This is a genomic window from Sulfitobacter undariae (assembly GCF_014196805.1).
Lineage (GTDB): Bacteria > Pseudomonadota > Alphaproteobacteria > Rhodobacterales > Rhodobacteraceae > Sulfitobacter > Sulfitobacter undariae.
The window spans coordinates 14,548-40,033 of the sequence record NZ_JACIEI010000003.1 but is presented as its reverse complement, the minus strand read 5'-3'; the positions used below and the strand labels follow the sequence as shown (position 1 = coordinate 40,033).

The 25,486-nt window shown below is 54.1% G+C and carries 28 protein-coding genes and 1 tRNA gene; 19 read left to right on the top strand and 10 right to left on the bottom strand.

Features of this window, described 5'->3' with window-relative positions; translation table 11 throughout:
- Positions 1 to 46: 46 nt before the first annotated feature.
- A tRNA-His gene (locus GGR95_RS05965) sits at positions 47 to 123 on the bottom strand.
- A 98-nt stretch (positions 124 to 221) separates the two neighbouring features.
- Positions 222 to 704 (bottom strand): GNAT family N-acetyltransferase, encoded by a 483-nt coding sequence (locus GGR95_RS05960; protein WP_184563828.1) that lies wholly within the window; start codon positions 702 to 704, stop codon positions 222 to 224.
- Positions 705 to 789: 85 nt separating this feature from the next.
- On the opposite strand from GGR95_RS05960, the gene GGR95_RS05955 reads away from it, so the two are divergent.
- Positions 790 to 990, top strand: a complete 201-nt coding sequence (locus tag GGR95_RS05955) for a DUF6324 family protein (protein ID WP_184563826.1) — start codon at positions 790 to 792, stop codon at positions 988 to 990.
- A 25-nt stretch (positions 991 to 1,015) separates the two neighbouring features.
- Here GGR95_RS05955 and GGR95_RS05950 read toward each other — a convergent pair whose 3' ends face one another.
- The 4 genes from GGR95_RS05950 to ribB all read right to left on the bottom strand — a co-directional run bounded on the left by GGR95_RS05950 (position 1,016) and on the right by ribB (position 4,059).
- Entirely contained in the window at positions 1,016 to 1,468 is a 453-nt protein-coding gene (locus GGR95_RS05950) for an MmcB family DNA repair protein (protein WP_184563824.1), read from the bottom strand.
- Between the two features lie 410 nt (positions 1,469 to 1,878).
- Positions 1,879 to 2,367 carry a transcription antitermination factor NusB gene (gene nusB, locus GGR95_RS05945; protein ID WP_184563823.1) on the bottom strand — a complete coding sequence of 163 codons (489 nt, stop codon included), beginning with the start codon at positions 2,365 to 2,367 and terminating at the stop codon, positions 1,879 to 1,881.
- A 29-nt stretch (positions 2,368 to 2,396) separates the two neighbouring features.
- Positions 2,397 to 2,933 (bottom strand): 6,7-dimethyl-8-ribityllumazine synthase, encoded by a 537-nt coding sequence (locus tag GGR95_RS05940; RefSeq protein ID WP_184563821.1) that lies wholly within the window; start codon positions 2,931 to 2,933, stop codon positions 2,397 to 2,399.
- 4 nt (positions 2,934 to 2,937) lie between these two features.
- Positions 2,938 to 4,059: a 3,4-dihydroxy-2-butanone-4-phosphate synthase gene (ribB, locus tag GGR95_RS05935; protein WP_184563819.1), complete on the bottom strand. Its 1,122-nt coding sequence runs from the start codon at positions 4,057 to 4,059 to the stop codon at positions 2,938 to 2,940.
- A gap of 343 nt (positions 4,060 to 4,402) precedes the next feature.
- Between ribB and GGR95_RS05930 the strand changes: the two genes are divergently transcribed.
- The 16 genes from GGR95_RS05930 (at position 4,403) to GGR95_RS05855 (ending at position 18,511) form a co-directional block, all read left to right on the top strand.
- A complete protein-coding gene (locus GGR95_RS05930) occupies positions 4,403 to 4,636 on the top strand; it encodes a hypothetical protein (RefSeq protein ID WP_184563817.1) in 234 nt (77 codons plus the stop codon).
- 223 nt (positions 4,637 to 4,859) lie between these two features.
- Positions 4,860 to 6,788: a glycosyltransferase family 2 protein gene (locus GGR95_RS05925; RefSeq protein ID WP_184563815.1), complete on the top strand. Its 1,929-nt coding sequence runs from the start codon at positions 4,860 to 4,862 to the stop codon at positions 6,786 to 6,788.
- 83 nt (positions 6,789 to 6,871) lie between these two features.
- Positions 6,872 to 7,375, top strand: a complete 504-nt coding sequence (locus GGR95_RS05920) for a GNAT family N-acetyltransferase (RefSeq protein ID WP_184563813.1) — start codon at positions 6,872 to 6,874, stop codon at positions 7,373 to 7,375.
- 50 nt (positions 7,376 to 7,425) lie between these two features.
- The gene (locus GGR95_RS05915; RefSeq protein ID WP_184563811.1) at positions 7,426 to 8,100 is read left to right on the top strand and encodes an HAD family hydrolase; all 675 of its coding nucleotides are present in this window, start codon (positions 7,426 to 7,428) and stop codon (positions 8,098 to 8,100) included.
- A gap of 86 nt (positions 8,101 to 8,186) precedes the next feature.
- Positions 8,187 to 8,966, top strand: a complete 780-nt coding sequence (gene rlmJ / locus GGR95_RS05910) for a 23S rRNA (adenine(2030)-N(6))-methyltransferase RlmJ (protein ID WP_184564581.1) — start codon at positions 8,187 to 8,189, stop codon at positions 8,964 to 8,966.
- Positions 8,967 to 8,983: 17 nt separating this feature from the next.
- Positions 8,984 to 9,280, top strand: a complete 297-nt coding sequence (locus tag GGR95_RS05905) for a DUF1330 domain-containing protein (RefSeq protein ID WP_184563809.1) — start codon at positions 8,984 to 8,986, stop codon at positions 9,278 to 9,280.
- Positions 9,281 to 9,349: 69 nt separating this feature from the next.
- Positions 9,350 to 9,787: a tellurite resistance TerB family protein gene (locus GGR95_RS05900; protein ID WP_184563807.1), complete on the top strand. Its 438-nt coding sequence runs from the start codon at positions 9,350 to 9,352 to the stop codon at positions 9,785 to 9,787.
- Between the two features lie 29 nt (positions 9,788 to 9,816).
- Entirely contained in the window at positions 9,817 to 10,251 is a 435-nt protein-coding gene (locus GGR95_RS05895; RefSeq protein ID WP_184563805.1) for a tellurite resistance TerB family protein, read from the top strand.
- 109 nt (positions 10,252 to 10,360) lie between these two features.
- Entirely contained in the window at positions 10,361 to 11,137 is a 777-nt protein-coding gene (locus tag GGR95_RS05890; RefSeq protein ID WP_184563803.1) for an ATP-binding cassette domain-containing protein, read from the top strand.
- A gap of 32 nt (positions 11,138 to 11,169) precedes the next feature.
- Positions 11,170 to 11,904: a transporter substrate-binding domain-containing protein gene (locus GGR95_RS05885; protein WP_184563801.1), complete on the top strand. Its 735-nt coding sequence runs from the start codon at positions 11,170 to 11,172 to the stop codon at positions 11,902 to 11,904.
- A gap of 108 nt (positions 11,905 to 12,012) precedes the next feature.
- The gene (locus GGR95_RS05880) at positions 12,013 to 12,894 is read left to right on the top strand and encodes an ABC transporter permease subunit (protein WP_184564579.1); all 882 of its coding nucleotides are present in this window, start codon (positions 12,013 to 12,015) and stop codon (positions 12,892 to 12,894) included.
- Positions 12,891 to 13,697, top strand: coding sequence for an ABC transporter permease (locus GGR95_RS05875; protein WP_184563799.1), 807 nt, complete (start codon positions 12,891 to 12,893; stop codon positions 13,695 to 13,697). The genes GGR95_RS05880 and GGR95_RS05875 overlap by 4 nt, the downstream gene beginning before the upstream one ends.
- Positions 13,698 to 13,794: 97 nt before the next feature.
- A complete protein-coding gene (locus tag GGR95_RS05870; protein WP_184563797.1) occupies positions 13,795 to 15,129 on the top strand; it encodes a glutamine synthetase family protein in 1,335 nt (444 codons plus the stop codon).
- 5 nt (positions 15,130 to 15,134) lie between these two features.
- Positions 15,135 to 15,818 carry a type 1 glutamine amidotransferase gene (locus GGR95_RS05865; RefSeq protein WP_184563795.1) on the top strand — a complete coding sequence of 228 codons (684 nt, stop codon included), beginning with the start codon at positions 15,135 to 15,137 and terminating at the stop codon, positions 15,816 to 15,818.
- On the top strand, positions 15,818 to 17,176 hold the full coding sequence (locus tag GGR95_RS05860) for a glutamine synthetase family protein (RefSeq protein ID WP_184563793.1): 1,359 nt from the start codon (positions 15,818 to 15,820) through the stop codon (positions 17,174 to 17,176). The genes GGR95_RS05865 and GGR95_RS05860 overlap by 1 nt, the downstream gene beginning before the upstream one ends.
- A gap of 33 nt (positions 17,177 to 17,209) precedes the next feature.
- A complete protein-coding gene (locus GGR95_RS05855; RefSeq protein ID WP_184563791.1) occupies positions 17,210 to 18,511 on the top strand; it encodes an NAD(P)/FAD-dependent oxidoreductase in 1,302 nt (433 codons plus the stop codon).
- Positions 18,512 to 18,579: 68 nt separating this feature from the next.
- Here GGR95_RS05855 and phaR read toward each other — a convergent pair whose 3' ends face one another.
- The 3 genes from phaR to GGR95_RS05840 form a co-directional block, all read right to left on the bottom strand.
- Positions 18,580 to 19,134: a polyhydroxyalkanoate synthesis repressor PhaR gene (phaR, locus tag GGR95_RS05850; RefSeq protein ID WP_184563789.1), complete on the bottom strand. Its 555-nt coding sequence runs from the start codon at positions 19,132 to 19,134 to the stop codon at positions 18,580 to 18,582.
- A 136-nt stretch (positions 19,135 to 19,270) separates the two neighbouring features.
- Positions 19,271 to 19,720, bottom strand: coding sequence for a phasin family protein (locus GGR95_RS05845; protein ID WP_184563787.1), 450 nt, complete (start codon positions 19,718 to 19,720; stop codon positions 19,271 to 19,273).
- Positions 19,721 to 19,899: 179 nt separating this feature from the next.
- A complete protein-coding gene (locus GGR95_RS05840) occupies positions 19,900 to 21,705 on the bottom strand; it encodes a PHA/PHB synthase family protein (protein ID WP_184563785.1) in 1,806 nt (601 codons plus the stop codon).
- Positions 21,706 to 21,818: 113 nt separating this feature from the next.
- Between GGR95_RS05840 and phaZ the strand changes: the two genes are divergently transcribed.
- Together phaZ and GGR95_RS05830 are read left to right on the top strand one after the other, a co-directional pair.
- Positions 21,819 to 23,129: a polyhydroxyalkanoate depolymerase gene (gene phaZ / locus GGR95_RS05835; RefSeq protein ID WP_184563783.1), complete on the top strand. Its 1,311-nt coding sequence runs from the start codon at positions 21,819 to 21,821 to the stop codon at positions 23,127 to 23,129.
- A gap of 380 nt (positions 23,130 to 23,509) precedes the next feature.
- Positions 23,510 to 24,619 (top strand): Hint domain-containing protein, encoded by a 1,110-nt coding sequence (locus GGR95_RS05830; RefSeq protein WP_184563781.1) that lies wholly within the window; start codon positions 23,510 to 23,512, stop codon positions 24,617 to 24,619.
- A gap of 111 nt (positions 24,620 to 24,730) precedes the next feature.
- On the opposite strand, the gene GGR95_RS05825 is transcribed toward GGR95_RS05830, so the two are convergent.
- Complete coding sequence (locus GGR95_RS05825; protein WP_184563779.1) at positions 24,731 to 25,441, bottom strand: alpha/beta fold hydrolase; 711 nt, start codon at positions 25,439 to 25,441, stop codon at positions 24,731 to 24,733.
- Positions 25,442 to 25,486 lie beyond the last annotated feature (45 nt).

The following is a 25,486-nucleotide window of genomic DNA, read 5'->3' as shown; positions in this document are numbered from 1 at the left end:
TGCCGTGCCTAGACCACTTTCAACAGATTGATGATTTAGTTGAAAGTGGTACCGGGGGATGGTTTCGAACCAACTGCCTCGTGGACCACAACCACGCGCTCTAACCAATTGAGCTACCCCAGCACTGCGCCGTTGATTAGATTGTGACGGCCTGCGCGTCAACTCCTATCGTGATAGTTTTTTACTCCTTTTTACAATACGCGCCCGATGGCGACCAAAAATCAAAGCGATCGTTGCATGACACGCTCGGTCAGCGCCTGCCCGAAGTTGAATATCGGCGTCTCTTCAACGATCGTCCAACCATTGCGCAGGTACAGCGCATTCGCGGCTTCATGGCTTTTGTGCGTCCAAAGTTTCATACTGCGGTAGCCATGCGCGCGGGCAAATTCCGTACATGTATCTAACAGCAGTCGACCCACACCGCGTCCCCGCGCCTCCGGCAGAAGTTGAAACAACCGGAGCTTTGCGGTGTCGTCATCCAGACGTACACAAAAGATCGACCCGAGGCGCGTGTCACCCTCCCAGACAATCCAGCCCTGTTCGCTGTCAGCGTCATGATCGCGCAAGAAATCATCTAAAATGCTTTCGATCAACACACCAAAGCTGGAATCGAAACCTTCGCTCTTTTCATAGGTTTCGATGTGCGCCCGCACTAACCACGTGCGATCCGCCTCGGTAAAACTGCGAAGCTCAATCTCTGCCATGGTATCGCCCCCCCCCTTACATTCGCTTGCCTTTCAGGTCTCACAGCGCTAGCTATTGCCGCTGTAAAACATAAAGGAACGCGCCATGGGCATCAACGACGAACGCGATATCGAAGCCAACTTGCAGATCGGTCCCACCGATAAAGGCATGGTGCGTTTGTTCATTGAAGGTGACGGCGTAGAAATCCCAATGGATTTCACGCCTGACGAAGCCCGTGAGATCGCCGAAGAAATCATGGCAGCCGCCGCACATGCCCGCAAAATGGGTGGCAAAAAAGGCCGCTAATCAGTTGCCTGTGCGATCTTTGCGTTCAATCCCGATCTGGGGACATCGCAGGATCGCGCAAAATCTGTAGGCGCCGCGCGGCTGTGGTTGCAAATTTCTGCACCATCACTTTACGCCGCGCCGCTGCCAGCTTTTTCTCAGGCGGCATACGCAATATTTCAGCGCCATAGCCATCCCCGATGATCAACCCCTGATCGTCTGGCAACAGTTCGGTAGGGAAATCCGCGTCCACCGCAAAGAAAAATCTGTCCGCCCACTCCAGATAGCCCTGCCATTTGCTGTCCGAGGTGAAATCCACACGGCAGGATTTACATTCCACCACCCAGATCTCTCCCTTTGGCCCCAGCGCCATGATATCAACACGCAAACCCCGTGTCCGCACCAGTTCCTCGACGCAGGCAAAGCCATGACTTGCCAAATGGCGTGACACACCACGCTGTAACAATTGGCCGGGTTGAAGAAGCTCTGTCTGAATCATCACCCAAGCTTACGAACATATCATGAACATTGCAATGTTTCCTATGACGCACCTGCCAAAATTAACTGCTTTGATAAAATTTCATGCCCCGCCCCCAAATCGCCCCTTGTTCTGGACGCGGTGCGCACCTAACTAAAAGTGGTGGCGGGTTCTGCCCTGCGCGGCTGACGTTACATTCCAGTGGCCTTAAGCAAATCCTCGGGAGCTGGCTCTGTCTGAACCCTGGTTCATTTACCTGGCGCCCACCTGTACATACAGGTCCCCGGGAATACAACCGACCCGGCAACGGCGGTCCCGTCACACTTTTCCAACCGCATAAAACAAAGCCACCCTTCTCAGGATGGCTCATTGCGGCATGGATGTAAGAATCACCTCAGATGTGGATTGCACGCAGTGTGCAGCCAAACATATCAGAACGCGTCAGGCCGCGCCTCGCGCGCCATGTGATCCAACACAGCATTCACAAAGCGTGCTTCTTTCCCGTCAGGGAAGAACGCAGACGCCAGATCAAGGTATTCGGCAATCACAACTTTGGGCGGCGTTGCTTCATCGCGGAACTCTGCCCCTGCAGCGCGGAACAGGCCGCGCATCGTTGGATCAATCCGGCCAATTGGCCATTTTGCCACCAAAGCGCGGTCCGTCATTTGGTCGATAGAGGCTTGATTTGCAACGGCATCTTCCAACACGCGGGTAAAATGGGCCTCGTCGCCTTCCAGCATTTCTTCTCCGTCAACCATATCGCCAAAACGATGGTCTAGGAATTCCAACCGCACTTTATCCAATGTCAGGTTTGAATGCTCCATCTGGAACAGCGCCTGAACGGCATAAAGCCGCGCCGCCGAGCGCATCTTGCGCTTCATGTTGCCTGTCATATTGCTGGTGCGGTCGGGCGTGCTCATGCTGTGGTGTTTCCGTCAAAATCGGTGTTTTAGGCAAGGTCTCCGGCCATCAGCGTGTCTTCGCCGCGTGGTTTGAAACCAATGCCCGTAGGCGTGGAGGTCCACTTACGGGCCAGTGCGACCAGATGCAAGGCCGCCATTGCAGCACCGCCGCCTTTGTTTTGGCCTGCGGGGTCTGCGCGCACCTCGGCTTGCGCCTTATTCTCAACTGTCAGGATGCCATTGCCGATGCACAGCCCTTGCAGCCCCATCATCTGCAACGCGCGGCTGCTGTCGTTACAAACCGTTTCATAATGCGTTGTCTCGCCACGGATCACACAGCCCAGCGCAACATAACCGTCAAAGTTACTGCGCCTGTCGCTGATGCTAATCGCCGTGGGAATTTCCAATGCGCCGGGCATCTCAACCACATCATAATGCGCGCCAGCAGCCTCCAGCGCGGCTTTGGCACCTGTCAAAAGCCCCGCCGCGATGTCGCTGTAATATGGGGAAACGACAATCAGCACCTTTACAGGTTTGTCGAATGTGGGAACGGGCAAAACAGTATGTTCTTCGGTTGCGGCCATGATACTATTCCTTCGTGATCGGGCGGCTGCCCACAATCTTGAGGGCATATGCGTCCAGCCCTGTATATTTTGTACGTGGGTTATCTGTCAGCAAGATCAGTTCATGCACCCCCAAAGTGGCGAGGATTTGCGCGCCAAGGCCCGTGCGTTTGATCGTGCGTGGTGCCGCGTCATCGTCATCCAGACGCAAACGCGGATTTGGCTCGCGAAACAGCAGCACTGCGCCTCGGCCTTCTTCTGCGATGATTTTCATGGCGCGCGGCAGTTCATCAGGCGCGCTTGCGCCCAAACCCAACACATCCTCTAGCGCGTTCAACGCATGTGTCCGCGCCAGCACGGGTGCCCCATCGCTGATGTCACCTTTGCTTAGAACCACATGATCCGTGCCCGAAATCTGGTCTTCGAACACACGCATACGCCATTCGCCACCATAAGCCGATTCCACCATGCGGTCATCGCGCTGCACCAACATATTGTCGTGTTTGTTCCGATAGGCGATCAAATCACTGATCGTGCCAATCTTCATGTTATGCTCGGTTGCGATCGCCACCAGATCGGGCAAACGCGCCATTGTGCCATCGGGCAACATGATCTCACAGATAACACCAGCAGGTGTCAGCCCCGCAAGGCGGCTGATGTCCACCGAAGCCTCCGTATGGCCTGCCCGCACCAACACACCACCATCACGCGCACGCAGGGGAAAAACATGACCCGGCGTGGCGATATCCGCCGCCCCCGCCTGCTCGGAGGTCGCCACAGCAACCGTCAAAGCGCGGTCCGCCGCAGAGATACCCGTGGTCACGCCTTCGCGTGCTTCGATACTCACCGTGAAAGCTGTCTCATGGCGAGATGAATTATTTGTCGCCATCATCGGCAGTTCCAGCGTATCGACGCGGTCCTGTGTCATCGGCAAACAGATCAATCCGCGCCCATGGGTCGCCATAAAGTTGATCGCTTTGGCATCGGCAAACTCCGCCGCAATCACAAAATCACCTTCGTTTTCGCGGTCTTCATGATCAACCAGAATATACATCTCACCCGCAGCGCAGGCGGCAATGATATCTTCAATCGGTGAAATCGCATTGGCGAGTTCTGCCTCAACTGGACCAGGTGTTTCAAAGCTCATGATCGGCTCCTCTTTTTCTACAGATGACCTACCCCACTCCGGCGCTTAACACCAGTACAAGCGCTGCGTCATCAGCCATGCTATTTGAGAAGGATCAGACATCATGAGTTTCAAAATACGATTGGCACAAGGGGTCGGTCAAGCTGACAGCGGCTCTTGGTGCGGGTGACAACATAGGTCAGGGCAACCCCCTCTCACATGGATGTTGGGGCGCATTCATGCCCACCAATGCAGACGGCGTTCAAGAACAGTGGCATAGACTTTGGATATAAATGACTGCATAAACTAGGTATCCGAGGTCCTCCTCACACTTTCAACTCTGTTTCTAAATGGTAGAACTCCTATGTACCTAAAACTCACCATCCTCGGCCTCTCTTGCTTGGCTATTTCCGCATGCAGCTCTCCAGCTGATTTTGAGACAGCCCCGGTGCAAGTCGACACCCCTCAAGGCGCAGTCACTTGCCAACTCTACACCCAGAGCATCACCGCTTGGGATCGCTCCATCAACCGCCCCGACAAAATGACCACCGAGGCCGCAGATGCCATCTGCCGCAACGAAGGCCTGAAACGAAAGTAGGCAATTGCAATTTAGCGTCTCCCAATGGGAGATGCTAAACGCAACCGCGTGTTGCACACCTCAAAAGCGGTCGTTTCGGGCAGTATTGTGCAGTGGCTCAAGCATCTGGTTCACGACAACAACATCACATTAGCGGTAACGCTTCGAGACCTACCAAAGTGTTGTCTGCAAAATTTAGACGCCTTAGAGGTAGTAATATGCATAAGAATTTAGAAAGAAAATCATGATTCAGTTACCCACTATGGCCACGTTATGGATAGGGGATCGACTGTCTTGGCTCGAGCAGCTTAGCCTGAAGTCTTTCGTAGATGCTGGGCATGAAACAATTCTATATAGCTATGAAAAAATAACAAATGCCCCTTCAGGGGTAACGGTTTGTGATGCTAGGGATATATTCCCTGAAAGCGAAATCACGAGCCGCAAAGGGGCAAAAAAACCGCCAATTCATGTTGATATCTGGCAACTGCACTTAATGCAGCAGACAGACTATATTTGGTTCAATGCGGATGTCTTATGTGTAAAGCCTTTCGATTTTGAAAGCCCTTTTGTTTTTGGCTTTGATAAGCAAAATCAGGTGGGTAATGCTGTGCTGCGGTTGCCATCAGACTCCGCAACTCTGAAGGCCCTATTGAAGTTCACATCAGACCCAGACACGACAGCGCCTTGGCTAAATCCAGAGCAACAACTTGAACTTGAGAAGATTAAAGATCGTGGCGATCCGATACATCTTTCCGAGCAATCGTGGGAGTTGACCGGCCCGCATGTGCTTAATCACTACCTCAAGGAAATGGGTGAATGGGAGCACGCGTTGTCCCAATCGGCCTTCTATCCAATTGCATTCAAAGACCGAAATAAGATGATCAGAAAGAAGTTTGACATCGAAAAGGACTTTTTGACGCCAGATACCTACGCGGTCAACATGTGGGCACGCCGCATGAAACCTCGTCTTGAAGAGGCTGAAAACAATCACCCTGGCCCAAACAGTTACATGGATTTGGCGTTAACACGCCATAAAGTAGTCCCAAGTGAAGCCCCAATCGACGCAAAGGAAAACGCATCGAAGGCGGATGAAGGTGACATCGCACCAAAAGCACCTGTTCAACCTTTGGCTGACACCACCACCAAAACTGAAAGAAAATCGGTTCACAATTGGCCGTTGCCAAATCCGCGCGTTTTGGCCGTCACCTGCATGAAGGACGAAGGCCCATTCATTCTGGAATGGCTGGCGTGGAACCGTGCGATTGGGGTGACTGATTTTGTGATCTTCACCAATCACTGTAGTGATGGCACCGTAGAAATACTTGATAGACTTGAAGCGATGGGAGAGGTCACGCATCTTCCCAATCCCGCGTTGGCGACGGAGGCCACCAACTTCCAACCTCTCGCCTTAAAATGGATGCATCACCTGCGCGCTTATCGGGAAGCTGATTTCGTGATCTCGATGGACGTTGATGAATTCATCAACATCCAGCTTGGCGTTGGGTGTTTGACGGATTTGTTCACCGCTATTGGGCCCTTCGATGCACTGTCGATCAGCGAAATCAATCACGGCTCGAACAACCTAATCGATTTTGAAACAGGCTGGGTCAAAGACCAATTTCCTCGGCATGAAACCCTCAAACCGGGACTCCGAAAATCTAGACGCGGGGTAAAAACCATCACGCGGTTGTCTGACAAGCTTCAGGAAATTCGCAATCACCGCCCCGATTTCAAAAATGACGCCTCGGTTGTTTGGCTAAATGGGTCGGGGCAGCAAACAGATGTGTGGCATGCAGATGCTAGCGTAAATGGAGTAGATGTGCGCGGAACCTATGATCTGGTCTCGTTAGAACATTACGCCCTGCGTTCACTCAATAGTTTCTTTATGAAAATGATACGCGGTGATGTTGTTGTAGCAGACAAGCCAGCTTCGCAGCGGTACTGGCGCCAACGCAATAGCAACGATAATATGTCGTCATCTTATAACCCGGAAGCGGATAAAGCTGCGCGTGCATACCACCGGGATCGATACGAAACAGATGAAAAACTGATGGAACTGCAAAGACATGCCTGTGAGTATCACAAGAATAAAATCCGTGAGATCATCAAACTTCCCGAAATCATAGAGCGCCATAACTGGATCATGGATGAAGCTTGGGATGCCAAAAGCTGAAACAACGCCCGTGGGAATAGGTAAGATCACCGTAAAAGACACGCTACTGTGAGGGGGCTACAATCGTAGACATGGGGCTTACGATGATTGAAACAGAACGCTTGATCCTGCGCCAACCTATCGCGGAGGACTTTGAGCCAACAGCCGCGATGTTCAGTGACCCCAATGTGGTGGCGCATATCGGCGGCGCAATTTCCAGATCAGAGGCATGGAGCCGCTTTCTGCGCGACTATGGCCATTGGGCACTTGAAGGTTTTGGTCAGTTTTCGATTATCGAAAAATCATCAGGTTCTTATATCGGGAAAACCGGATTTGCCAAATTTGAACGCGATCTCGGCCTTCATGCAAACACAGCCGTAGAAACATCATGGACCCTAGGGTCACATTTCCACGGTAAAGGATTTGCCAAAGAGGCCGCCCAAGCAGCGCATGAGTGGTTTGATGCAAATCGGCAGGGACCAACGGCCTGCCTGATTGCACAGGCCAATGCCCCTTCCATAAAACTTGCAACAATGCTGGGCTATGTGAACGTAGACCGCATTGAACAGCCCGCTCACTTCACTCTTGTCTTTAAACGCGAACCTTAACTTTCTGCCCCTTTACAGATTTTCGCCCCCTACAGGATCGAACACAGCCCATGATATCATCGACCATAGTTTTCGACATGGATGGCCTATTGCTGGATACCGAACGGGTCTGCCGTGATGCGTTCATTGACACCAGACGCGCCTTTTCATTGCCCGACAGCCCTGAAGTATTCTTGAAATGTGTCGGCCACCGCCAAGTCGACTCCGACATCATCATCCGCGACAGCCTCGAAAACTCTGCCGATTTTGAAGCGTTCAACGCCATGTGGACCGCAAACAACGACGCGCGTTTGCGCCGTGAAATCCCTCTCAAACACGGGGCGTTGCAGTTGTTGCAAATCCTCGCCGCCAAAGGGTGCTCAATGGCTGTGGCAACCTCCACCAAAACCGCGACAGCGCGTGCGCATCTCGAACAGGCCGGAATGCTGCGCTTTATCACAGATGTGGTAGGCGGTGATCAGGTTGAAACAGGCAAACCCGACCCCGAAGTCTATCACAAGGCCGCGGCCCTTCTTGCTGTGGATGCTTCGGATTGCGTTGCATTTGAGGATAGCGAAACAGGCACACGCGCGGCTGTGGCCTCGGGTGCCAGAACCGTACAGGTTCCTGACCTGATCCCCCCCTCGCCCGCCTTCGCAGAACACGGGCAGATCATCGCGCCCGATCTTTTGGAGGGGGCTGTGATGGTTGGCCTGCTCTCACGCGGTGACATCCCGGCACTGTGACATCTGCTGTACAGGGGGTGTACACATAGCACCGCCCCCTAGTGAATAGACATTGCACCCGCAGCCCGATCCGCTACACCCGTGCCATGCTCAGTTATCAACACATATATCATGCGGGAAATCTCGCCGACGTTCAAAAGCACAGCCTGTTGGCATGGATGCTGGAATACCTCACCCGCAAGGACAAACCCCTCACCTATATCGAGACCCACGCAGGCCGTGCGCTCTATGATTTAGGTGCCGAGGAAGCCCTGAAAACGGGCGAAGCCGCAGCAGGCATCGCGCAGACACGTGGCTGGTTCAACGCAGATCACCCGTATTCCAAGGTGCTTGACCGCGTCGTGGCCGAGGATGGCCCGAAAGCCTATCCCGGTTCCCCGCTGATTGCGGCGCATTTGTTGCGCCCCACGGATCACATTCATCTGGCCGAATTGCATCCCCGCGAACACGCAGCGCTTGAGCTGGCCATGTCACCCACGGGTGCAAAGATCCACCTACGCGACGGGTTTGAAACTGCCTTTGCGCTCTGTCCACCGACACCGCGCCGCGGCATGTTGTTGATTGATCCCAGCTATGAAATCAAAGAAGATTATACAAGTATCTTCCGCCATATCAACAAGTTACATCGCGCGTGGAACGTCGGAATCATTGCCTTGTGGTATCCGATATTGACCAACCGCGCCCATGAACCCATGCTGGAAGCTCTCACTGCCCAGCATCCAGACGCCTTGCGCCACGAAGTCCGTTTCCCTCCCGCCCGCCCAGGGCATGGGATGGTAGGCTCAGGCATGTTTGTGCTAAATGCGCCTTACGGGCTGGCGGATGAGGCAAAGAAACTGACGGCGCGTTACGCAAAACTACGTTAAATCGGGAGGATTACATCATGTCTAAAAAAGGTTATTGGATCGGAAATATGGATGTGCGCGATGCGCAGGTCTATGAAAAATACCGCGCAGCAAATGCAAAACCGTTTGCCGAATTCGGTGCAAAATTTCTGGTACGCGGCGGCACTCAGCAAGTGCGTGAAGGCACTGCCCATTCCCGTACCGTTGTAATCGAATTCGCCAGCTATGCCGATGCCGTTGCCTGCTATGAAAGCCCTGCCTACCAAGCGGCAAAAGACATCCGCATGACGGTTTCGGACGGCAGCTTGATCATCATCGAAGGGTATGAAAGCTAGCATTTGCTGGTCAATTCAACTAAAATAGCTCCTTTTTGAAAACCTTCAAAATCCGGATAAAATCACCCGATGTTAGAACGCCTTTTCCCACGCCGTGCGCCTTCGCCCAAACCACTTCCTCAGCCCAACGCGCAGCTTGCGCTTGGGGCGCTTTTGGTCCGTGTGGCCATGGCCAACCGCCAATATGTCGCAGCCGAAGTTGCGCAAATTGACAAGACCCTTGCCGCAACCTTTGGCCTAAAGCCGCTCGAAGCCGCCAAGTTGCGCGCCGAATGCGAGGCGCTAGAGCGTCATGCCCCCGGCACCCCCGAATTCACCCAAATACTACGTGACGAAGTTCCTTACGCCGACCGCAAAGCGCTAGGCGATGCGATGTGGGCCGTTGCAATGGCAGACGGTCGCCGCGACGACGACGAAGAGGTACAACTCCTTGCGATCGAAACCGCACTTGGCCTGAGCGACGAAGACATCGCCGCCGCACGCAAAAACGCGCTTGACGGTTTGTAATTCACGCCAGCACCATTAGGTAGATATCCATGTTTGCAGATTTTCTAAAACGCCTGACCGATCCCGCTCCTGTACAAATGCCCGATGCAGATGCGCGTCTGGCGTTAACTGCGCTATTGGTGCGCGTTGCGCGATCAGACAATGACTACAGTACAGCCGAACGCACCCGCATTCAGAATATCATCAGCGCCCGTTACGCACTGAATGCCACCGCCCGCGATGCGCTATTGGCAGATGCCGAAACGTTGGAGACCGAAGCCCCCGACACCGTCCGCTTTACCCGCGCCATCAAAGACGCCGTAGCCTATGATGATCGGCTCGCCGTGGTAGAAGCGTTATGGAAAGTGGCATTGGCTGATGGTGAACGTGCCGAAGAGGAGGATGCGCTGTTGCGGCTGGTCGTGAGCCTGCTGGGTGTCACAGATGTTGATAGCGCAAACGCCCGCAGACGTATTGAAGGCTAAAAAATAGCCTGACCTGACGCAAGCTTAGGCATTTACGCTGTATTCCAAGTTGCAACTGCTGTGATTCTCGCGTCATATCTCTGTCACAACTGGAAAAGATGGGCCAAGCGTGACCAAAGACACACCTGTTATCGAGATACGGAACCTCCACAAAGCCTATGGATCTTTGGAGGTCCTGAAAGGCGTCAACATCGCCGCGCCCAAGGGACATGTTATTTCGTTGATCGGATCTTCTGGATCGGGCAAGTCTACGCTGCTGCGCTGCTGCAACCTGTTGGAAGACAGCCAGCAAGGCGATGTTCTGTTCAAAGGCGAGCCGTTAAGTTGGCGTGGGTCCGGCCACAACCGCCGCCCCTCAGACCCAAAACAGGTGCTGCGCATCCGCACCAACCTGAGCATGGTATTTCAACAGTTCAATCTGTGGGCGCATATGACCATCCTGCAAAACGTCATGGAAGCGCCGCTCACAGTGTTGGACCGCGACCGCGCCGAGGTTGAAAAATCTGCCCGCGCCTATCTGGAAAAGGTCGGCATTGGCGACAAATGTGATGTCTATCCTGCGCAGCTTTCTGGTGGCCAGCAACAGCGAGCCGCCATCGCACGTGCCCTGTGCATGGAGCCGGAAGCGCTGCTGTTTGACGAACCGACATCGGCACTGGATCCCGAGTTGGAGCAAGAAGTTGTCAAAGTGATCAAAGATCTCGCAGCCGAAGGGCGCACGATGATGATCGTGACACATGACATGAAATTGGCCGCGGATGTCTCGGACACAGTCGTGTTCCTGCATCAGGGCCTGATCGAAGAACAAGGGGCGCCCGACACGCTGTTCGGCGCACCCAAATCAGAGCGTCTGCGCGGGTTCCTCTCTGCAACCCACGCCGCATAAACCGAAAATCGGTATCACTAGGGAGTAACAATATGAAAAAGATTATCCTTGCGACAAGCGCCATGGCGCTAATGGCTGGCATGGCATTTGCACAAGAAGGCAAAACCATCCGCATGGGCACCGAAGGCGCCTACCCCCCCTATAACTTCCTCAACGACAATGGCGAAGTAGACGGCTATGAGCGCGAAATCGGCGACGAATTGTGCAAACGCGCAGAGCTGAAATGCGAATGGGTCACAAACGAATGGGACAGCATCATTCCCAACCTGACATCTGGCAACTATGACGTGATCATCGCCGGCATGAGCATCACCGACGCGCGTGACGAAGTCATCGACTTCACTCAAAACTACCTGCCACCAGCGGCCTCGGCCTACGCGGCACTCTCTGCTGACGCGGATATCACGGGCGGCGTTGTCGCAGCACAAGCCAGCACCATCCAAGCGGGCCACGTCGCTGAAAGCGGCGCAACACTGCTGGAATTCGCAACCTATGACGAAACCGTAGCCGCCGTTCGTAACGGCGAAGCTGATGCTGTCTTTGCTGACAAAGACGCGCTGGTTCCTGCAGTTGAAGAATCCGGCGGCGAGGTCGTTTTCGTTGGTGACGACGTGCCTCTCGGCGGCGGCATCGGCATGGGTCTGCGCGAAAGCGACACCGAGCTGAAAGCGAAATTCGACGCGGCGATCACCTCCATGAAGGAAGACGGCACAATCAACGCCGCGATCATCAAGTGGTTCGGCGAAGACGCGACAGTCTACGAATAATATTCCAAAGGGGGCGGCTTTGCGCTGCCCCCCTCTCTTCTCCGCTTTACCTATTCCCACCACCGCACGCATCCCCTGCTGATGCGGCCCCCGCCAAAGAGCCACACCATCTACAGTTATTGCGCCGACCCCTCCCAGATCGAAGGCCTGAAATGGCTCAGTTGCTACCTGACCACAGGCAAGCACATAAATCTCTATTGGTCCGTACTTACCGTTTTAGCCCTGCTGGCAATCACCGCCCCCGCAGCGCTGGCCTTCGGCTTTGGCGGCGCGACTGCTGCGCGGTCACGGATCGCGCCCCTGCGCTGGATCGGTAAAACCTATATCGCCATTGTTCGCGGCGTGCCCGACATTGCGTTTTTCTTGTTCTTTGTGATCGCATTGGATCAAGGCATCGAATACCTGCGCCATCAAGCGCTCTGCCCTGACTGGGATCAACCGATACGGCAAGGCAATGATTTTCTTGTTTGCCAAGCCGCCAAAATGCCGCTCGGCAATGCCCCGCAATGGATACACGAAGTCTACGGCTTTGGGCTCGCCGTAGTGACCTTTGCCATCGTCTTTGGGGCCTTTGCAGCCAACGTCCTGTTTGGCGCGATGCGGGCTGTGCCCCATGCCCAGATTGAGACCGCCGAGGCTTACGGCATGTCCCCCCGCCAGACGTTCTGGCGTGTGGTGGTGCCGCAAATGTGGGTCTATGCCCTGCCCGGCTTGGGCAACCTCTGGATGGTGCTGATCAAAGCAACGCCATTGCTGTTCTTGCTTGGCGTCGAAGACATCGTCTATTGGGCACGTGAATTGGGCGGCACAAAAACCACACGGTTTACCGATTACCCACACCCTGATTGGCGCATTTGGTATTTCCTAGCCCTGTTAATTTTCTATCTCGTCTTCACCTATGTGTCTGAAAAAGTGCTGGATCTCTTGATGCAGCGCCTGACCCGCGGGCAAGCCACCACAGGCGGCGAAGCACAAAGGAAAGCGACATGAGCTGTATCCAGACCATCCAAGACTACGGTTTGCGCGCCCTTGGCATCGGTGAGCGCCTGCTCCCGCGTGAGGATTTCACCCTGTGTGAGCAGTTCACCCTGATCGGTTCTGGCATGATCTGGAACGTCTATTTCGGGCTTACCGCGCTGGTGTTTGGTTTCTTCTTCGCCACCGCCCTCGCTTTGGGCAAAGCCAGCCCGCGCAAGATTCTGCGTAAACCTTCCGAATGGTTTATCTTTGTCTTTCGCGGCTCGCCGTTGTTCATCCAATTCTTCTTTGCCTACTTCCTGTTTCTCAGCCTCAAGTCACAATCCATCTATTTAGACAGTCTGACCTCTGCTTGGCTGGGCGCGTTGATTGTGCTGTTCTTCAACACATCCGCCTACTCAGCCGAGATTTTCTATGGCGCACTGCAATCTATTCCCAAAGGCGAAGTCGAAGCAGCGGATGCTTATGGATTGTCGGGGTGGAAGCGGTTTAAGCGGGTGGTTTGGCCAACGATGCTGCGCCTTGCATGGCCTGCCTATACCAACGAAGCGATCTTCCTCTTTCATGCGACGACACTGGTCTATATTTCGGGTTTTCCTGCGTTCCAACAACGCGGCGACTCGCTCTATTACGCCAGCTATTTCGCAGCCAAGACCTTCAACCCCTTCATCCCCTACCCCATCCTTGCGGGCTACTTCATTTTGCTGACCCTGATCGTGATTTCTGCCTACGGATTAGTCAATCGTCGCCTCAACCGTCACCTACCTGCTGACAGGCGGCAAAAAATACGCTTGCGTCCCAATCTGATACGGTAGTATCAATAATTTGATCAAATCCCTCGGCGCTGGCCGCAGGCGTCTGATGCACTCAGGTGAGTGTATTGTATTGTGCCAGCGCACCAAATGGTGACCTATGCACAACTGGCTTCGTAAAAACCCTAATGTCCGCACAATCCGTGTGGCCGCTGCTGACCTCAATGGCGTGCCTCGCGGCAAACGTATTCCCACACGCTTTGCAGATAAAATCACGCAGGACGGCACCCGCTTTCCATTCTCCGTGCTCAACCTTGATATCTGGGGCGAGGATATCGAAGATAGCCCGCTGGTATTTGACAGCGGCGACCGCGACGGCGTACTCAAACCGACCGAGCGTGGCTTTATGCCAATGCCTTGGCTGGAATCGCCTTCTGGTTTGTTACCAATCTGGATGTTCCACGACGATGGCCGCCCCTATGCAGGCGATCCCCGTCACGCTTTGCGGGCTGTGCTGGACCGATTTAAAGCACGCGGGCTTACCCCTGTTTGCGCGGTGGAGCTTGAGTTCTTCTTGATTGACGATTCCGGTCGCAAGCTGCAAATCCCCCCTTCTGAGAGATCAGGCAAGCGCCGCAAGGGCGCTGAAACACTCAGCATCCGTGCGCTTGACCAGTTTGATCAGTTTTTCACCGATCTTTATGACGCTTGTGAAGAAATGGACATTCCCGCAGATACGGCGATCTCCGAGGCGGGTCTGGGTCAGTTTGAAATCAACATGATGCATTGCGACGATGCATTGCGTGCTGCCGATGATGCGTGGCTGTTCAAAATGCTGGTCCGTGGTCTTGCCCGCCGTCACGGATTTGCAGCCAGCTTTATGGCGAAACCCTATGAGGACTACGCGGGATCAGGTCTGCACACACATTTCTCGGTGTTAGACACGGACGGCAATAACGTCTTTGATAACGGCGGCCCTGAAGGCACAGATATGATGCGCCATGCCGTTGCGGGCTGCATGGAGGCGATGGCGGGATCGGCGCTGATCTTTGCCCCGCATGCCAATAGTTTTGACCGGATGGTGCCGGGCAGTCATGCACCTACGGGTGTCAGCTGGGCCTACGAAAACCGCACGTCATCCATTCGCATCCCTTCTGGCGCGCATACCGCAAGGCGGATTGAACACCGCGTATCCGGCGGCGATGTGAACCCCTACCTCATGCTGGCCGCTGTGCTGGGTGCCGCAATCAACGGCATCGAAGACGGCAAAGAGCCTCCAGCGCCCATCACGGGCAATGCCTATGCAGCTGATCTTCCGCAAATCCCGAACACATGGCAAACCGCCATCGACGCTTTTGCACAAGACGCAGCCGTTGCACGAATATTTGCACCAGAGTTGATCGAAAACCTTGTTCTGACAAAGCGCCAAGAGCTACACTATATGGCAGAGCTTAGTCCGGCCGAGCAGGCCGAAATTTATCTGGATACGGTGTAATTAACATGAAAATTGGAATTCTTCGCGCAGGCCATTCTCCCGATGGGATGATCGAGGCCATGGGCAACTACGACGAAATGTTCGTCACCCTGCTCGCCGGTAATGATTTCACCTTCCAGACCTATTCGGTTGTGGATGGTGAATTTCCCGCAAGCGCCCAAGAGGCCGACGGCTGGTTGATCACAGGCTCCAAACACGGTGCCTATGAGGACCACGCGTGGATACCGCCACTGGAGAACCTGATCCGCGATATCAATTCCGCTGACAAACCCCTGATCGGCGTTTGCTTTGGCCACCAGATCATTGCCCAAGCTTTGGGCGGCAAGGTGGAAAAGTTTAAAGACGGCTGGTCGGTCGGGCGCACCGAATACACATTGGACGGCAAAACAGTTGCCCTGAATGCATGGCATCAGGATCAGGTGACGCAATTGCCGACAGGTGCGCGTGTTGTCGGGTCGTCAGATTTTTGCGCCAATGCCATGCTGGCCTACGGCGACAACATCTGGACAGTACAACCGCACCCCGAGTTCAGCCCCGAATTTGTCGATGGGTTGATCAAGTCACGGGGCATTGGCGTGGTACCAGATGCACAGCTGGCAGACGCCAGCACCAAACTTGATCAACCTTTAGACCGTACCGACATCGCCGCCCATATGGCGCAATTTTTTAAAAGCAAAGCGAGGGCCTAATGGCCGATTGGAAAGATAACCTGCCTGCGGCAGCACAAGAATTCCTGAAAGACAGACGTCTGGACGAGGTTGAATGTATCGTCCCCGACCTACCCGGCATTGCGCGCGGAAAAGCCGTACCTGCCTCCAAATTCGCACGCCAAGACAGTTTCCACCTCCCCGACAGCATCTTTTACCAGACCATCACGGGGGAATGGGGCGACGCCGCTGGTTCTGAGGGTTTTATCGAGCGCGACATGATCCTGCGCCCCGATATGTCCACTGCAACCGCAGCCCCGTGGACCGCAGACTGGACGTTGCAAATCATCCATGACGCCTATGATCGCAATGGCGATGTGGTGCCATTCAGTCCGCGTAACGTGCTGAAGCGTGTTGTTGATCTATACCACGCCGAAGGCTGGGAACCCGTTGTCGCGCCAGAGATGGAGTTTTACCTGACAGCGCGTAATCTGGACCCTGCACAAGAGATCAAGCCGATGATGGGCCGCTCGGGCCGTCCTGCTGCGGCGCGTCAGGCCTATTCTATGACGGCTGTGGATGAATTTGGCCCCGTTATTGACGACATCTATGACTTTGCCGAAGCGCAAGGTTTTGAGATTGATGGCATCACCCAAGAAGGCGGCGCTGGTCAGTTGGAAATCAACCTCCTGCACGGCGATCCTGTAAAGCTGGCGGATGAAGTGTTTTACTTCAAGCGCCTGATCCGCGAAGCAGCCATGCGTCACGATTGTTATGCCACCTTTATGGCAAAACCCATCGCGGATGAGCCGGGATCGGCGATGCATATTCATCATTCGGTGCTGGATATGAAAACCGGCAGAAACCTGTTCTCGGACGAGGATGGGGGCGAAACGCCGCCGTTTATGCATTTCATCGCAGGTCTGCAAAACCACATGCCTGCGGCTCTTGCTGTGATGGCCCCCTATGTGAACAGCTATCGCCGTTATGTAAAAGACCACGCAGCCCCTATCAATCTGGAATGGGGTCGTGATAACCGCACCACTGGCATCCGCGTGCCGCTCTCCAGCTCCAATGCGCGGCGGGTTGAAAACCGTTTGGCAGGGATGGATTGCAACCCCTATCTGGGCATCGCGGCGTCGCTGGCCTGCGGCTATCTGGGCCTGAAAGAAGCCAAGATGCCAATGGCCGAATTCAAAGGCGATGCCTATGAGGGCGATGGGGATATCCCGCGCACTATGGGCGAAGCGCTGGGTGTTTTCCAAGAAGCTACCGCCTTGCATGAAATTTTGGGACCTGAATTTGCACGTGTCTATACCATCGTGAAGACAGCGGAATATGACGAATTCTTGCAGGTCATTTCGCCTTGGGAGCGTGAACATCTGCTGCTGAACGTCTGATCCTGCACGCGAACTTTACACAAAGGCCTTCCCATGAACTTGCTCTATGCAAATGATCGCCGTGGCGAATACCCTACTAGTTGGTATGCCGCCACGGCCACACCAACACAGCCTTTTTCCCCTTTGAAAGGGGCGCAAAAGGCTGATGTTTGTATTGTGGGCGGCGGCTACACTGGTCTATCCGCTGCATTACATTTGGCCCAAGCAGGGCGGAGCGTGATCTTGCTGGAGGCGCAGCGCGTCGGTTTTGGCGCCTCTGGGCGTAACGGGGGGCAGCTTGGCTCGGGGCAGCGCGCTGAGCAGGATGCGCTGGAAACGATGGTCGGGGACGCGCAGGCGGCAAAGCTGTGGGCCTTGGCCGAAGACGCCAAAGCCCTTGTTAAATCCTTGATCGCGGAACACCAGATCGACTGCCATCTGAAGCCGGGTGTCGCGCATACGGGGTCTAGCGATAGCGAAGTGCGCCACCTGCACACATACGCCGAGCATCTTTCCAAGAAATACGGCTATGATGAAATTGAAACGCTGGACCATGCGGCGTTACAATCTGTCTGCCCTTCGCCTGATTATCGTGGTGGCACCTTGGATATGGGCGCAGCGCATCTGCATCCGCTGAACTATGCACTGGGTTTGGCCCGCGCTGCTGTCGCTGCTGGCGTCCAGATATTTGAGCGAAGCGCCGTGCATACCATCGATGAAGGCACTCCCGCGACGGTCCATACCGATGGGGGCCATGTGGTGGCGGATCACGTGATCCTTGCCTGCAATGGCTATCTGGGCGGGTTAAACCGCCGTGTCGCCGCACGGGTGATGCCAATCAATAATTTCATCGCCGCAACCGAACCCTTGGGTGACCGTATCAAGGACGTGCTACCGCGTGACGTGGCCGTGGCCGACAGCCGCTTTGTGGTCAACTATTTCCGCCTCAGCCATGATAGCCGCCTGCTGTTTGGCGGCGGTGAAAGCTATGGCTACCGTTTCCCCGCAGACATCGCCGCCAAGGTGCGCAAACCGATGTCGGTTGTCTTTCCCTCTCTCAGCGATGTGAAGATCGACTATGCGTGGGGCGGCACGTTGGGCATTACGATGAAGCGCCTGCCCTATCTGATGCGCGACAAAAACATCCTATCGGCCTCTGGCTATTCCGGTCACGGCGTCGGCACCGCGACCCACGCAGGGCAATTGATGGCGCGTGCCATTCAGGGCGATGGTGACGGCTTTGATACACTTGCCGCCCTACCCTGCACACCCTTCCCCGGCGGACCTGCCGCGCGTAGCCCGCTTTTGGTGCTTGCCATGACATGGTACGCGCTGCGGGACCGTTTGGGCGTTTAGCGCGGCTGCGAGCAATAAAAAAGGCGGGGTTAACCCCGCCTTATCACCGCTTGTTCAGATAACAGGCATTACTTCAGCTTAGACAGCTTCTCTTGCAACTCGGCCAATTGACGTTTGATAGCAGCCAGATCTTCGGCACTATCTTGTTTCGGCTTTTCCGCTTCGGCGCTGGGGGTTGTGCCACCGTTCCAGCCGCCGGTCATCGCCTTCATGAAAACTTCTTGCTGCGCTTGCATCGCGTCAAAGCCGGGCATCTTGGACAGCGGGTTCAAAGTGGTGATGTTTTCCATCACTTTGGCCTGACCATCGCGCAGCATAGCAAAGGACTGCTCTAGAAACTCTGGCACAACGCTGACTTTGCCTGTCATATAACTGCGCACCAGATCATTCAGCACATCCAAAGGCAGCACGCTTTCGCCACGGCTTTCGTGTTCAGCAATGATTTGCAACAGATATTGACGGGTTAGGTCATCACCGGATTTCAGATCAATGATCTTTACCTCACGGCCATCACGGATAAATCCCGCAATATCATCAAGCGTCACATAGTCGCTTGTCTCGGTATTATAGAGGCGTCTGCTGGCGTATCTTTTGATCAGAAGGGGTTTGCCCGTTGCTGTCATTTGGTTTCCTCCGAAAACATGTGCTGCAGTGCAGCCTAGACCCCACATTCACAAAAAGAAAGGGTGCGCTGCAATCAGCCCACCCTTCCTTATTTTGCGCCCCCCGAAAGGAGCACTTTCAGTCTGGCATCCAGACTTATTTAGATGTCGCTTTTTTCGCAGCGGCTTGAACGTCGCCAGTCGCTTTGGTCATTGCGGTTTGTGCTTCGGCAGACATGTCTTTGCCAGCAGCCATCATCAGTTCAACTGTGTCAGCTTGTACTTTTTTCGCAACTTCAGCGAAAGCAGACATGTGCTCTGCTGCGGCTTCGGAGTAAGCAGTTGCGAAGTCGGACATTGCTTTTGCGTAATCTGCTGGCTCGGATTTGGCTTTTGCCATTTCGGTCAGCTTGGTAACGGTGTCTTTTGTCCACTTGGAAGAGATTTCTGTGGATTTTTCAACAGCTGTCAGCGCAACGCCGGACAATTTTTCGTTCAGAGTTGCGGATGTTTTGAAAGATGCTTCCATGGAAGTTGTGTCCACAGGAAATGCGCCCATCATGTCTTTGAGCATTGCTGTCATGTCTGGTGTAGTTGCAGTAGCCATCAGAGTATTCCTTTGTTTGCATCGTCGGAGCAGTATTGCCCCTTCGTAATTTGCTTCGCATGCCCTTGGGTCATCCAAGTTTCTGCGTCTGCGTAATCTCTACATGCTGCAGCGCGGCATTGCAAGCTTTTTCTGCACCGCAGCATTTCCCCATGGCCATTCTTAAACCGCCTTAAAAATCAGCCCCTTGCCTTTACGGCAACATAGGTGCCTGGCGCGTCACCTAAAATTTCATGGCCCGCGTCCCCTGGATTTCTGGCGGGAATCATCTTGCCGGATCGCGGCTTGAGCCATGCTTCCCAACGTGGCCACCATGAGCCTTCGGTAAAATCGGCCCCTGCCTGCCAGTCCTCATAGCCCAGCGACAGATCATCATTTGTATAGTGACCGTATTTGCCTTTGCTGGGCGGATTCACGATGCCTGCGATATGGCCTGACTGGGTCATGATAAAGGTCTTGTCGCTGCTGCCCATCTGCTGAACGCCACGGTAGCTGTCTTTCCACGGGGCAATATGGTCTGTCTCACAGGCAATCGCACACAGCGGCACATCCACCTCATCCAGCACCAAGTGATGCCCGCATAAATCAAACCCACCTTCGGCCAGTTCATTACGTTGACACAAGCCACGTAGATACTGCATCGCCATTTTTTGCGGCAAGTTCGCGCCATCCCCGTTCCAATAGAGCAGATCAAACGCAGGCGGTGTTTCCCCCATCATATAGCTTTTGACCGCAGGCCCATAAACCAGATCATTCGAGCGTAAAAACGAAAACGTCCGCGCCATGACAAGCGACGGCAGAATGCCTTTATCCTCTGTTTCGGCCTCTACCCCGTCGATAAAGTCATTGGTCAGGAAGGGCTGGAATTCTCCTTGGTCAGAGAAATCCGTGAGCGCGGTAAAGAAGGTGGCAGATTTAACAGTGCTATCCCCGCGCTGCTTGAGCAAGCTCAACGTCAGGCTGAGAGTGGTGCCCGCGATACAATAACCCACCGCATTGACCTGTTTTTCGCCTGTGATGGCTTTGACCTGTTCAAATGCGGTCACGTACCCCTCTTCCACATATGCCTCCATTCCCACATCGCGGTAGCTGGAGTCAGGGTTGATCCATGACACCATGAACAGCGTGTACCCCTGATCCACCACCCATTTGACCAGCGAGTTCTGCTCTTTCAGGTCCAAAATGTAGAATTTGTTGATCCACGGAGGGAAAACAACCAGCGGTGTCGCGTGAACCTTCTCGGTGGTGGGGGTGTATTGGATCAACTCGAACATGCGGTTGCGGAACACCACTTTGCCCGGCGTGGTGGCAATGTTGCCGCCCAATTCAAACGCGCTTTCATCCGCCAGACGGACAACCATCTCGCCTTTGTTGGCCTCTAGATCCGAGATGAGGTTCTCTAGACCTTTGATCAGGCTTTCGCCTTCGGTATCGACGGCACGTTGCAGGACATCAGGATTGGTCGCCAGAAAGTTGGTTGGGCTCATCATGTCAATGATCTGCCGCGAGAAGTATTTAAGCCGCTGCTTTTCGCTCGGCTCCATCTCTTCTACGTCCTCGACAGCTTGGGTCAGCGCCTCCGCGTTCATCATGTATTGCTGTTTTAGAAAGTTGAAATAGGGATGCTGTTCCCACAAGGGGTTTGCAAAACGCCGGTCTGAGGGCGTGCGGTCTGAGGGCGCTGCAAGCGTACCCTTTGCCAAGGCCTGCTGCGCCTCGACAAAATGCGTCACGGATTTTGTCCAAAAGCCCAGTTGGTGCTCGATCAATTTGGCCGGATTGGTCATCGCTTCTTGCATATAAGCCTGCGCCGCTTTGACAAACAGTTCCTGATTCGGGGCATCAAGTGCCGCTTGGTGTGTGTTTCGATTGACCATTACCGCCGTCAGTCGCTCGCGCAGAGCATCAACTTTGTTAAGGTTTGCAGTCATTCGCGCCAAAGATTCAGCAGACGGTTCACCAGAATTCGAGGAATTTGTTGTCATTATAATCGTTCCACCCTATGTTTGCAGTTGCAGCATTTTCGCCGGTTAGGCTTTTTTATTGGTCTTTTGGTTAAGTGTAGCCTGAAATTGGGCTTTGAGATAGGAGTTCCGCAATGCGCTTTATGGCATCTTACGACATGATGGAGACAATCCGAAACACAAACCAGTGGCTCGGTGCTTCGGCTACGGCGATGGCGTCCTACCCTGCCTTCTCGATGTTCCCAAACCCTGCACTAGAGTGGATGGGCGCTTGGGGCGCAGTCACAGAGCGTTCCTTTAGCCGTATGGTCGTCAAGCCTGACTGGGACCTCCCCACAATCGTCGGACCAAACGGCACGGACCGAGTGGTCAACACCAAGGTAGAGCTGGAAGGCGACTTCGGCGATCTGGTATACTTTGACGTACAGGGCAGCGCCAAAAAACCTCGTAAGGTTTTGCTGGTCGCTCCGATGTCTGGCCATTACGCCACGCTGCTTCGCTCTACCGTCATCAGCCTACTGCCCGATTGTGACCTGTATATTACAGATTGGCACAACGCCCGCGACATTCCTGTAAGCGCAGGTAAATTCGACATCGAAGACTATACCATGCGTTTGGTTGACTACATGCGTCACCTCGGACCCGATACACATGTGATCGCCGTGTGCCAGCCTGCCCCGCTGACATTGGCCGCAACCGCCTATCTGGCCGAAGAAGACCCAGAAGCGCAGCCGCGTTCGCTTACCCTGATCGGTGGGCCAATTGATCCAAGCGCCTCCCCTACCGATGTGACCGACTTTGGCCATTCGGTGACAATGGGCCAGCTTGAACAGTCCATGATCCAGCAAGTCGGCTTTAAATACAAAGGTGTGGGCCGCAAGGTTTATCCGGGCTTGCTGCAACTGACCTCGTTCATCTCGATGAACACCGACACGCACCGCGACGCTTTCATGGGTCAAATCCAGCGCGTTGCCAGCGGCGAAGCGCATGAGCACGACAAGCACAACAAATTTTACGACGAATATCTTGCAGTGATGGACATGACCGCCGAGTTCTACCTGTCCACCGTTGAGCGGATTTTCAAAGACAATGAAATCGGTGACAACCGCTTTGTTGTGGGTGGCAAAAAAGTAGATATCGGCAAGATCACAACCGTTGCGGTTAAAACGGTTGAGGGTTCCAAAGACGACATATCGGCCCCCGGCCAATGTGTTGCTGCACTTGATCTATGCACTGGCCTGCCGGACAGCAAAAAAGCAAGCCACCTAGAAGACGGCGCAGGGCATTACGGGATTTTCGCTGGCAAAAGCTGGCGCGAAAATATCCGCCCGCTTGTTTTGGAGTTCATCGACGCGAACAACGGCACAGAGGCGAAGAAAACCAATGCGCCAGCCGCCAAACCTGTGGCCAAAAAGAAAGCTGCCAATACGAATACGGCAGCCTAAAAACATACTCCCCCCCTTACACAGCCTTCATTGCGTGAGGGGGGAACGTAGCGAATATGACAAACGATTTCCGCCAAGAGGGTAAAACCTTCTATAGCGACGACCTTCTAAATTCTTTTTTGGAAGCTTCCCAAAAGATGTACCTTTTGGCGCCCTCTCCCCAAGGCATCCGGCGAAACTCACTCAACAACAGAGCGCTTTTTCTCATTTATTATAAGCCGCATCCGCCTGACGAACCGTTCCATATTTGTCAGCCCCAATCATTTTCACCCGCCAAGGTTAAAAAATAGTTAATTTTGTGGAGAAGCTGTGAAACCCTAAAGGCGACGGTAAAAATACCGCGTTTAAAGAATATAATGCTTTGAGGCATCAGTAGTAAAATGACGACAACAACCACAATGTTGGTCTATGACCTGAGTGCGACGAGACCTGCGGGGTCGACTGCTTGGAATGACGATTTTTCGTTTAAGTTCTCGCCAGCCGACCATCCCACAGATACGATGACAATTGAGGATTCCGGTAGCGGCACGCAAGACCAGACATTTAGTGATGATTACGCCCCTGGTTTCTCGACCGCTGGGGCGGGAAATCAGGTTATCCAAAATGATTTTTTGGGCTTTGCGTCAACAGGGCACAGTGTGGCCATTTCCAATTGGTTCACTGTCACTGGTGATGACGGATCTTCGTTCAAAATGTGGGGCATTCGGACAGGCAATAGCCAGTCATCAGATCCGATCGGAAACGGTGATTTCATTTTTGTTAGCGAACAGCCGCTATTACCAAATGTCACCTACACCGTTACCTACCAAAATAACAGTACTCCACCCGAGGCATATAGCAATTTCGCGATCTGCTTTGCCAAACACACGCAACTATTAACACCGTCAGGCCCTGTCGCGGTTGAGACGCTTGAGGTTGGGCAAGAGGTCATCACTGCGGATCATGGCGTACAAAAAGTTCAATGGATCGGACGCCGTATCATCGGCCAAGCCGAGTTACGCGCCATGCCTAAGCTACGCCCGATACGCATCACAGCCGGAGCAATGGGCCAAGGCCTGCCAGCCCGTGATTTGTGGATTTCCCCGCAGCATCGCATGTTGGCATGTTCCAAAATTGCGGAGCGGATGTTTGGCGACAAAGAAGTTCTGATTGCCGCAAACAAGCTCACCAGCTTGCCAGGCATCTATGTGGATGAAGCCATCGCAGAGGTGGAGTATTTCCATGTTCTATTTGATCGTCACGAGATCATTTTTGCCGAAGGCTGTCCCTCTGAAAGCCTCTACACTGGCCCCGAAGCGTTGAAAGCCATTGCGCCCGAAGCACGCGAAGAGGTCTTGAGCTTGTTCCCTGACCTAAATAGGTCCGATTACAAGCACGCATACATCAGGCAAATGCCAATCGGTAAACTGCAAAAGAGACTGATTGAAAGGCATCACAAGAACCACGCTCTTTTGTTGCAGGACAATGCGCCTTTTGCTGAACACGCCTAACTTGCGGATAGAAGATTTGCTTCGAAAACAACGCGGCGGTTACGATCGACCCTGACACAGTGATGTCCGCCGCACGTGTTCTATTCGGGTGCCCACTGCTTCACGAGATAGCTATTGTAGCACATAAGGCTGCTTCAGCCATTCACGCAGCGCGGCGGTTGTTTCTTCGGGCTGTTCCAGCATTGGCAGATGGCCCGACCCTTCCAGCACACGCAATTGCGCATAGGGGATCAGCTCGGCCATGAACTCGTGGCGTTTGACCGGATAAATCGTGTCATGCGCGCCGCAGAGCACCAAGGCGGGCACTTTACAGCGCCGCAGTGTCACCTGCTGGTCCTTACGCCGCTGCATGGCGCGGGCCTGTCGGATGTACACCTCAGCGCCCAGCGTTTGCGCCATATCCACCGCCAACGCGTGCACCTCTTTGCGGTAAGGAGAAGGAGCAAGTGCGCTCAGCGGCATTTCCTCGCGCATCACCTCATCAAACCGCGCTGAGCGCACTTTGACGATCTGCGGTTCACGTGCGGCAGCAATCGCAGGCGTTTCCGCCAACGGGTGCGTGTCTATCAAGGCGATGCGGGAGACGCGATCAGGCGCGCGGCGCAAAATCTCCATTGCAACGGCACCGCCCATGGCGTGCCCGACCAGCGCAAAGCGTTTTGGCAAAATATCCAGCAACGTTGATGCGATTTCTTCGACACGTTCCCCGATCGTGACGGGGGCCACCATAATGGCCATATCACTGGACAATTCTGCAATTTGCGGGCCGAATAGACGCGCATCGCACATCATTCCGGGCAATAGAACCAATGGCTCTTTCATGGTGGTATCTCACTCCGATTGCCTGCCCCATGTGAATGCCGTGCC

Bases quoted from the DNA above. Each gene is read 5' to 3' on its own strand.
- GGR95_RS05960 (WP_184563828.1), bottom strand. From the start codon at position 704: ATGGCAGAGATTGAGCTTCGCAGTTTTACCGAGGCGGATCGCACGTGG.
- GGR95_RS05955 (WP_184563826.1), top strand. From the start codon at position 790: ATGGGCATCAACGACGAACGCGATATCGAAGCCAACTTGCAGATCGGT.
- GGR95_RS05950 (WP_184563824.1), bottom strand. From the start codon at position 1,468: ATGATTCAGACAGAGCTTCTTCAACCCGGCCAATTGTTACAGCGTGGT.
- nusB (WP_184563823.1), bottom strand. From the start codon at position 2,367: ATGAGCACGCCCGACCGCACCAGCAATATGACAGGCAACATGAAGCGC.
- GGR95_RS05940 (WP_184563821.1), bottom strand. From the start codon at position 2,933: ATGGCCGCAACCGAAGAACATACTGTTTTGCCCGTTCCCACATTCGAC.
- ribB (WP_184563819.1), bottom strand. From the start codon at position 4,059: ATGAGCTTTGAAACACCTGGTCCAGTTGAGGCAGAACTCGCCAATGCG.
- GGR95_RS05930 (WP_184563817.1), top strand. From the start codon at position 4,403: ATGTACCTAAAACTCACCATCCTCGGCCTCTCTTGCTTGGCTATTTCC.
- GGR95_RS05925 (WP_184563815.1), top strand. From the start codon at position 4,860: ATGATTCAGTTACCCACTATGGCCACGTTATGGATAGGGGATCGACTG.
- GGR95_RS05920 (WP_184563813.1), top strand. From the start codon at position 6,872: ATGATTGAAACAGAACGCTTGATCCTGCGCCAACCTATCGCGGAGGAC.
- GGR95_RS05915 (WP_184563811.1), top strand. From the start codon at position 7,426: ATGATATCATCGACCATAGTTTTCGACATGGATGGCCTATTGCTGGAT.
- rlmJ (WP_184564581.1), top strand. From the start codon at position 8,187: ATGCTCAGTTATCAACACATATATCATGCGGGAAATCTCGCCGACGTT.
- GGR95_RS05905 (WP_184563809.1), top strand. From the start codon at position 8,984: ATGTCTAAAAAAGGTTATTGGATCGGAAATATGGATGTGCGCGATGCG.
- GGR95_RS05900 (WP_184563807.1), top strand. From the start codon at position 9,350: ATGTTAGAACGCCTTTTCCCACGCCGTGCGCCTTCGCCCAAACCACTT.
- GGR95_RS05895 (WP_184563805.1), top strand. From the start codon at position 9,817: ATGTTTGCAGATTTTCTAAAACGCCTGACCGATCCCGCTCCTGTACAA.
- GGR95_RS05885 (WP_184563801.1), top strand. From the start codon at position 11,170: ATGAAAAAGATTATCCTTGCGACAAGCGCCATGGCGCTAATGGCTGGC.
- GGR95_RS05875 (WP_184563799.1), top strand. From the start codon at position 12,891: ATGAGCTGTATCCAGACCATCCAAGACTACGGTTTGCGCGCCCTTGGC.
- GGR95_RS05870 (WP_184563797.1), top strand. From the start codon at position 13,795: ATGCACAACTGGCTTCGTAAAAACCCTAATGTCCGCACAATCCGTGTG.
- GGR95_RS05865 (WP_184563795.1), top strand. From the start codon at position 15,135: ATGAAAATTGGAATTCTTCGCGCAGGCCATTCTCCCGATGGGATGATC.
- GGR95_RS05860 (WP_184563793.1), top strand. From the start codon at position 15,818: ATGGCCGATTGGAAAGATAACCTGCCTGCGGCAGCACAAGAATTCCTG.
- GGR95_RS05855 (WP_184563791.1), top strand. From the start codon at position 17,210: ATGAACTTGCTCTATGCAAATGATCGCCGTGGCGAATACCCTACTAGT.
- phaR (WP_184563789.1), bottom strand. From the start codon at position 19,134: ATGACAGCAACGGGCAAACCCCTTCTGATCAAAAGATACGCCAGCAGA.
- GGR95_RS05845 (WP_184563787.1), bottom strand. From the start codon at position 19,720: ATGGCTACTGCAACTACACCAGACATGACAGCAATGCTCAAAGACATG.
- GGR95_RS05840 (WP_184563785.1), bottom strand. From the start codon at position 21,705: ATGACAACAAATTCCTCGAATTCTGGTGAACCGTCTGCTGAATCTTTG.
- phaZ (WP_184563783.1), top strand. From the start codon at position 21,819: ATGCGCTTTATGGCATCTTACGACATGATGGAGACAATCCGAAACACA.
- GGR95_RS05830 (WP_184563781.1), top strand. From the start codon at position 23,510: ATGACGACAACAACCACAATGTTGGTCTATGACCTGAGTGCGACGAGA.
- GGR95_RS05825 (WP_184563779.1), bottom strand. From the start codon at position 25,441: ATGAAAGAGCCATTGGTTCTATTGCCCGGAATGATGTGCGATGCGCGT.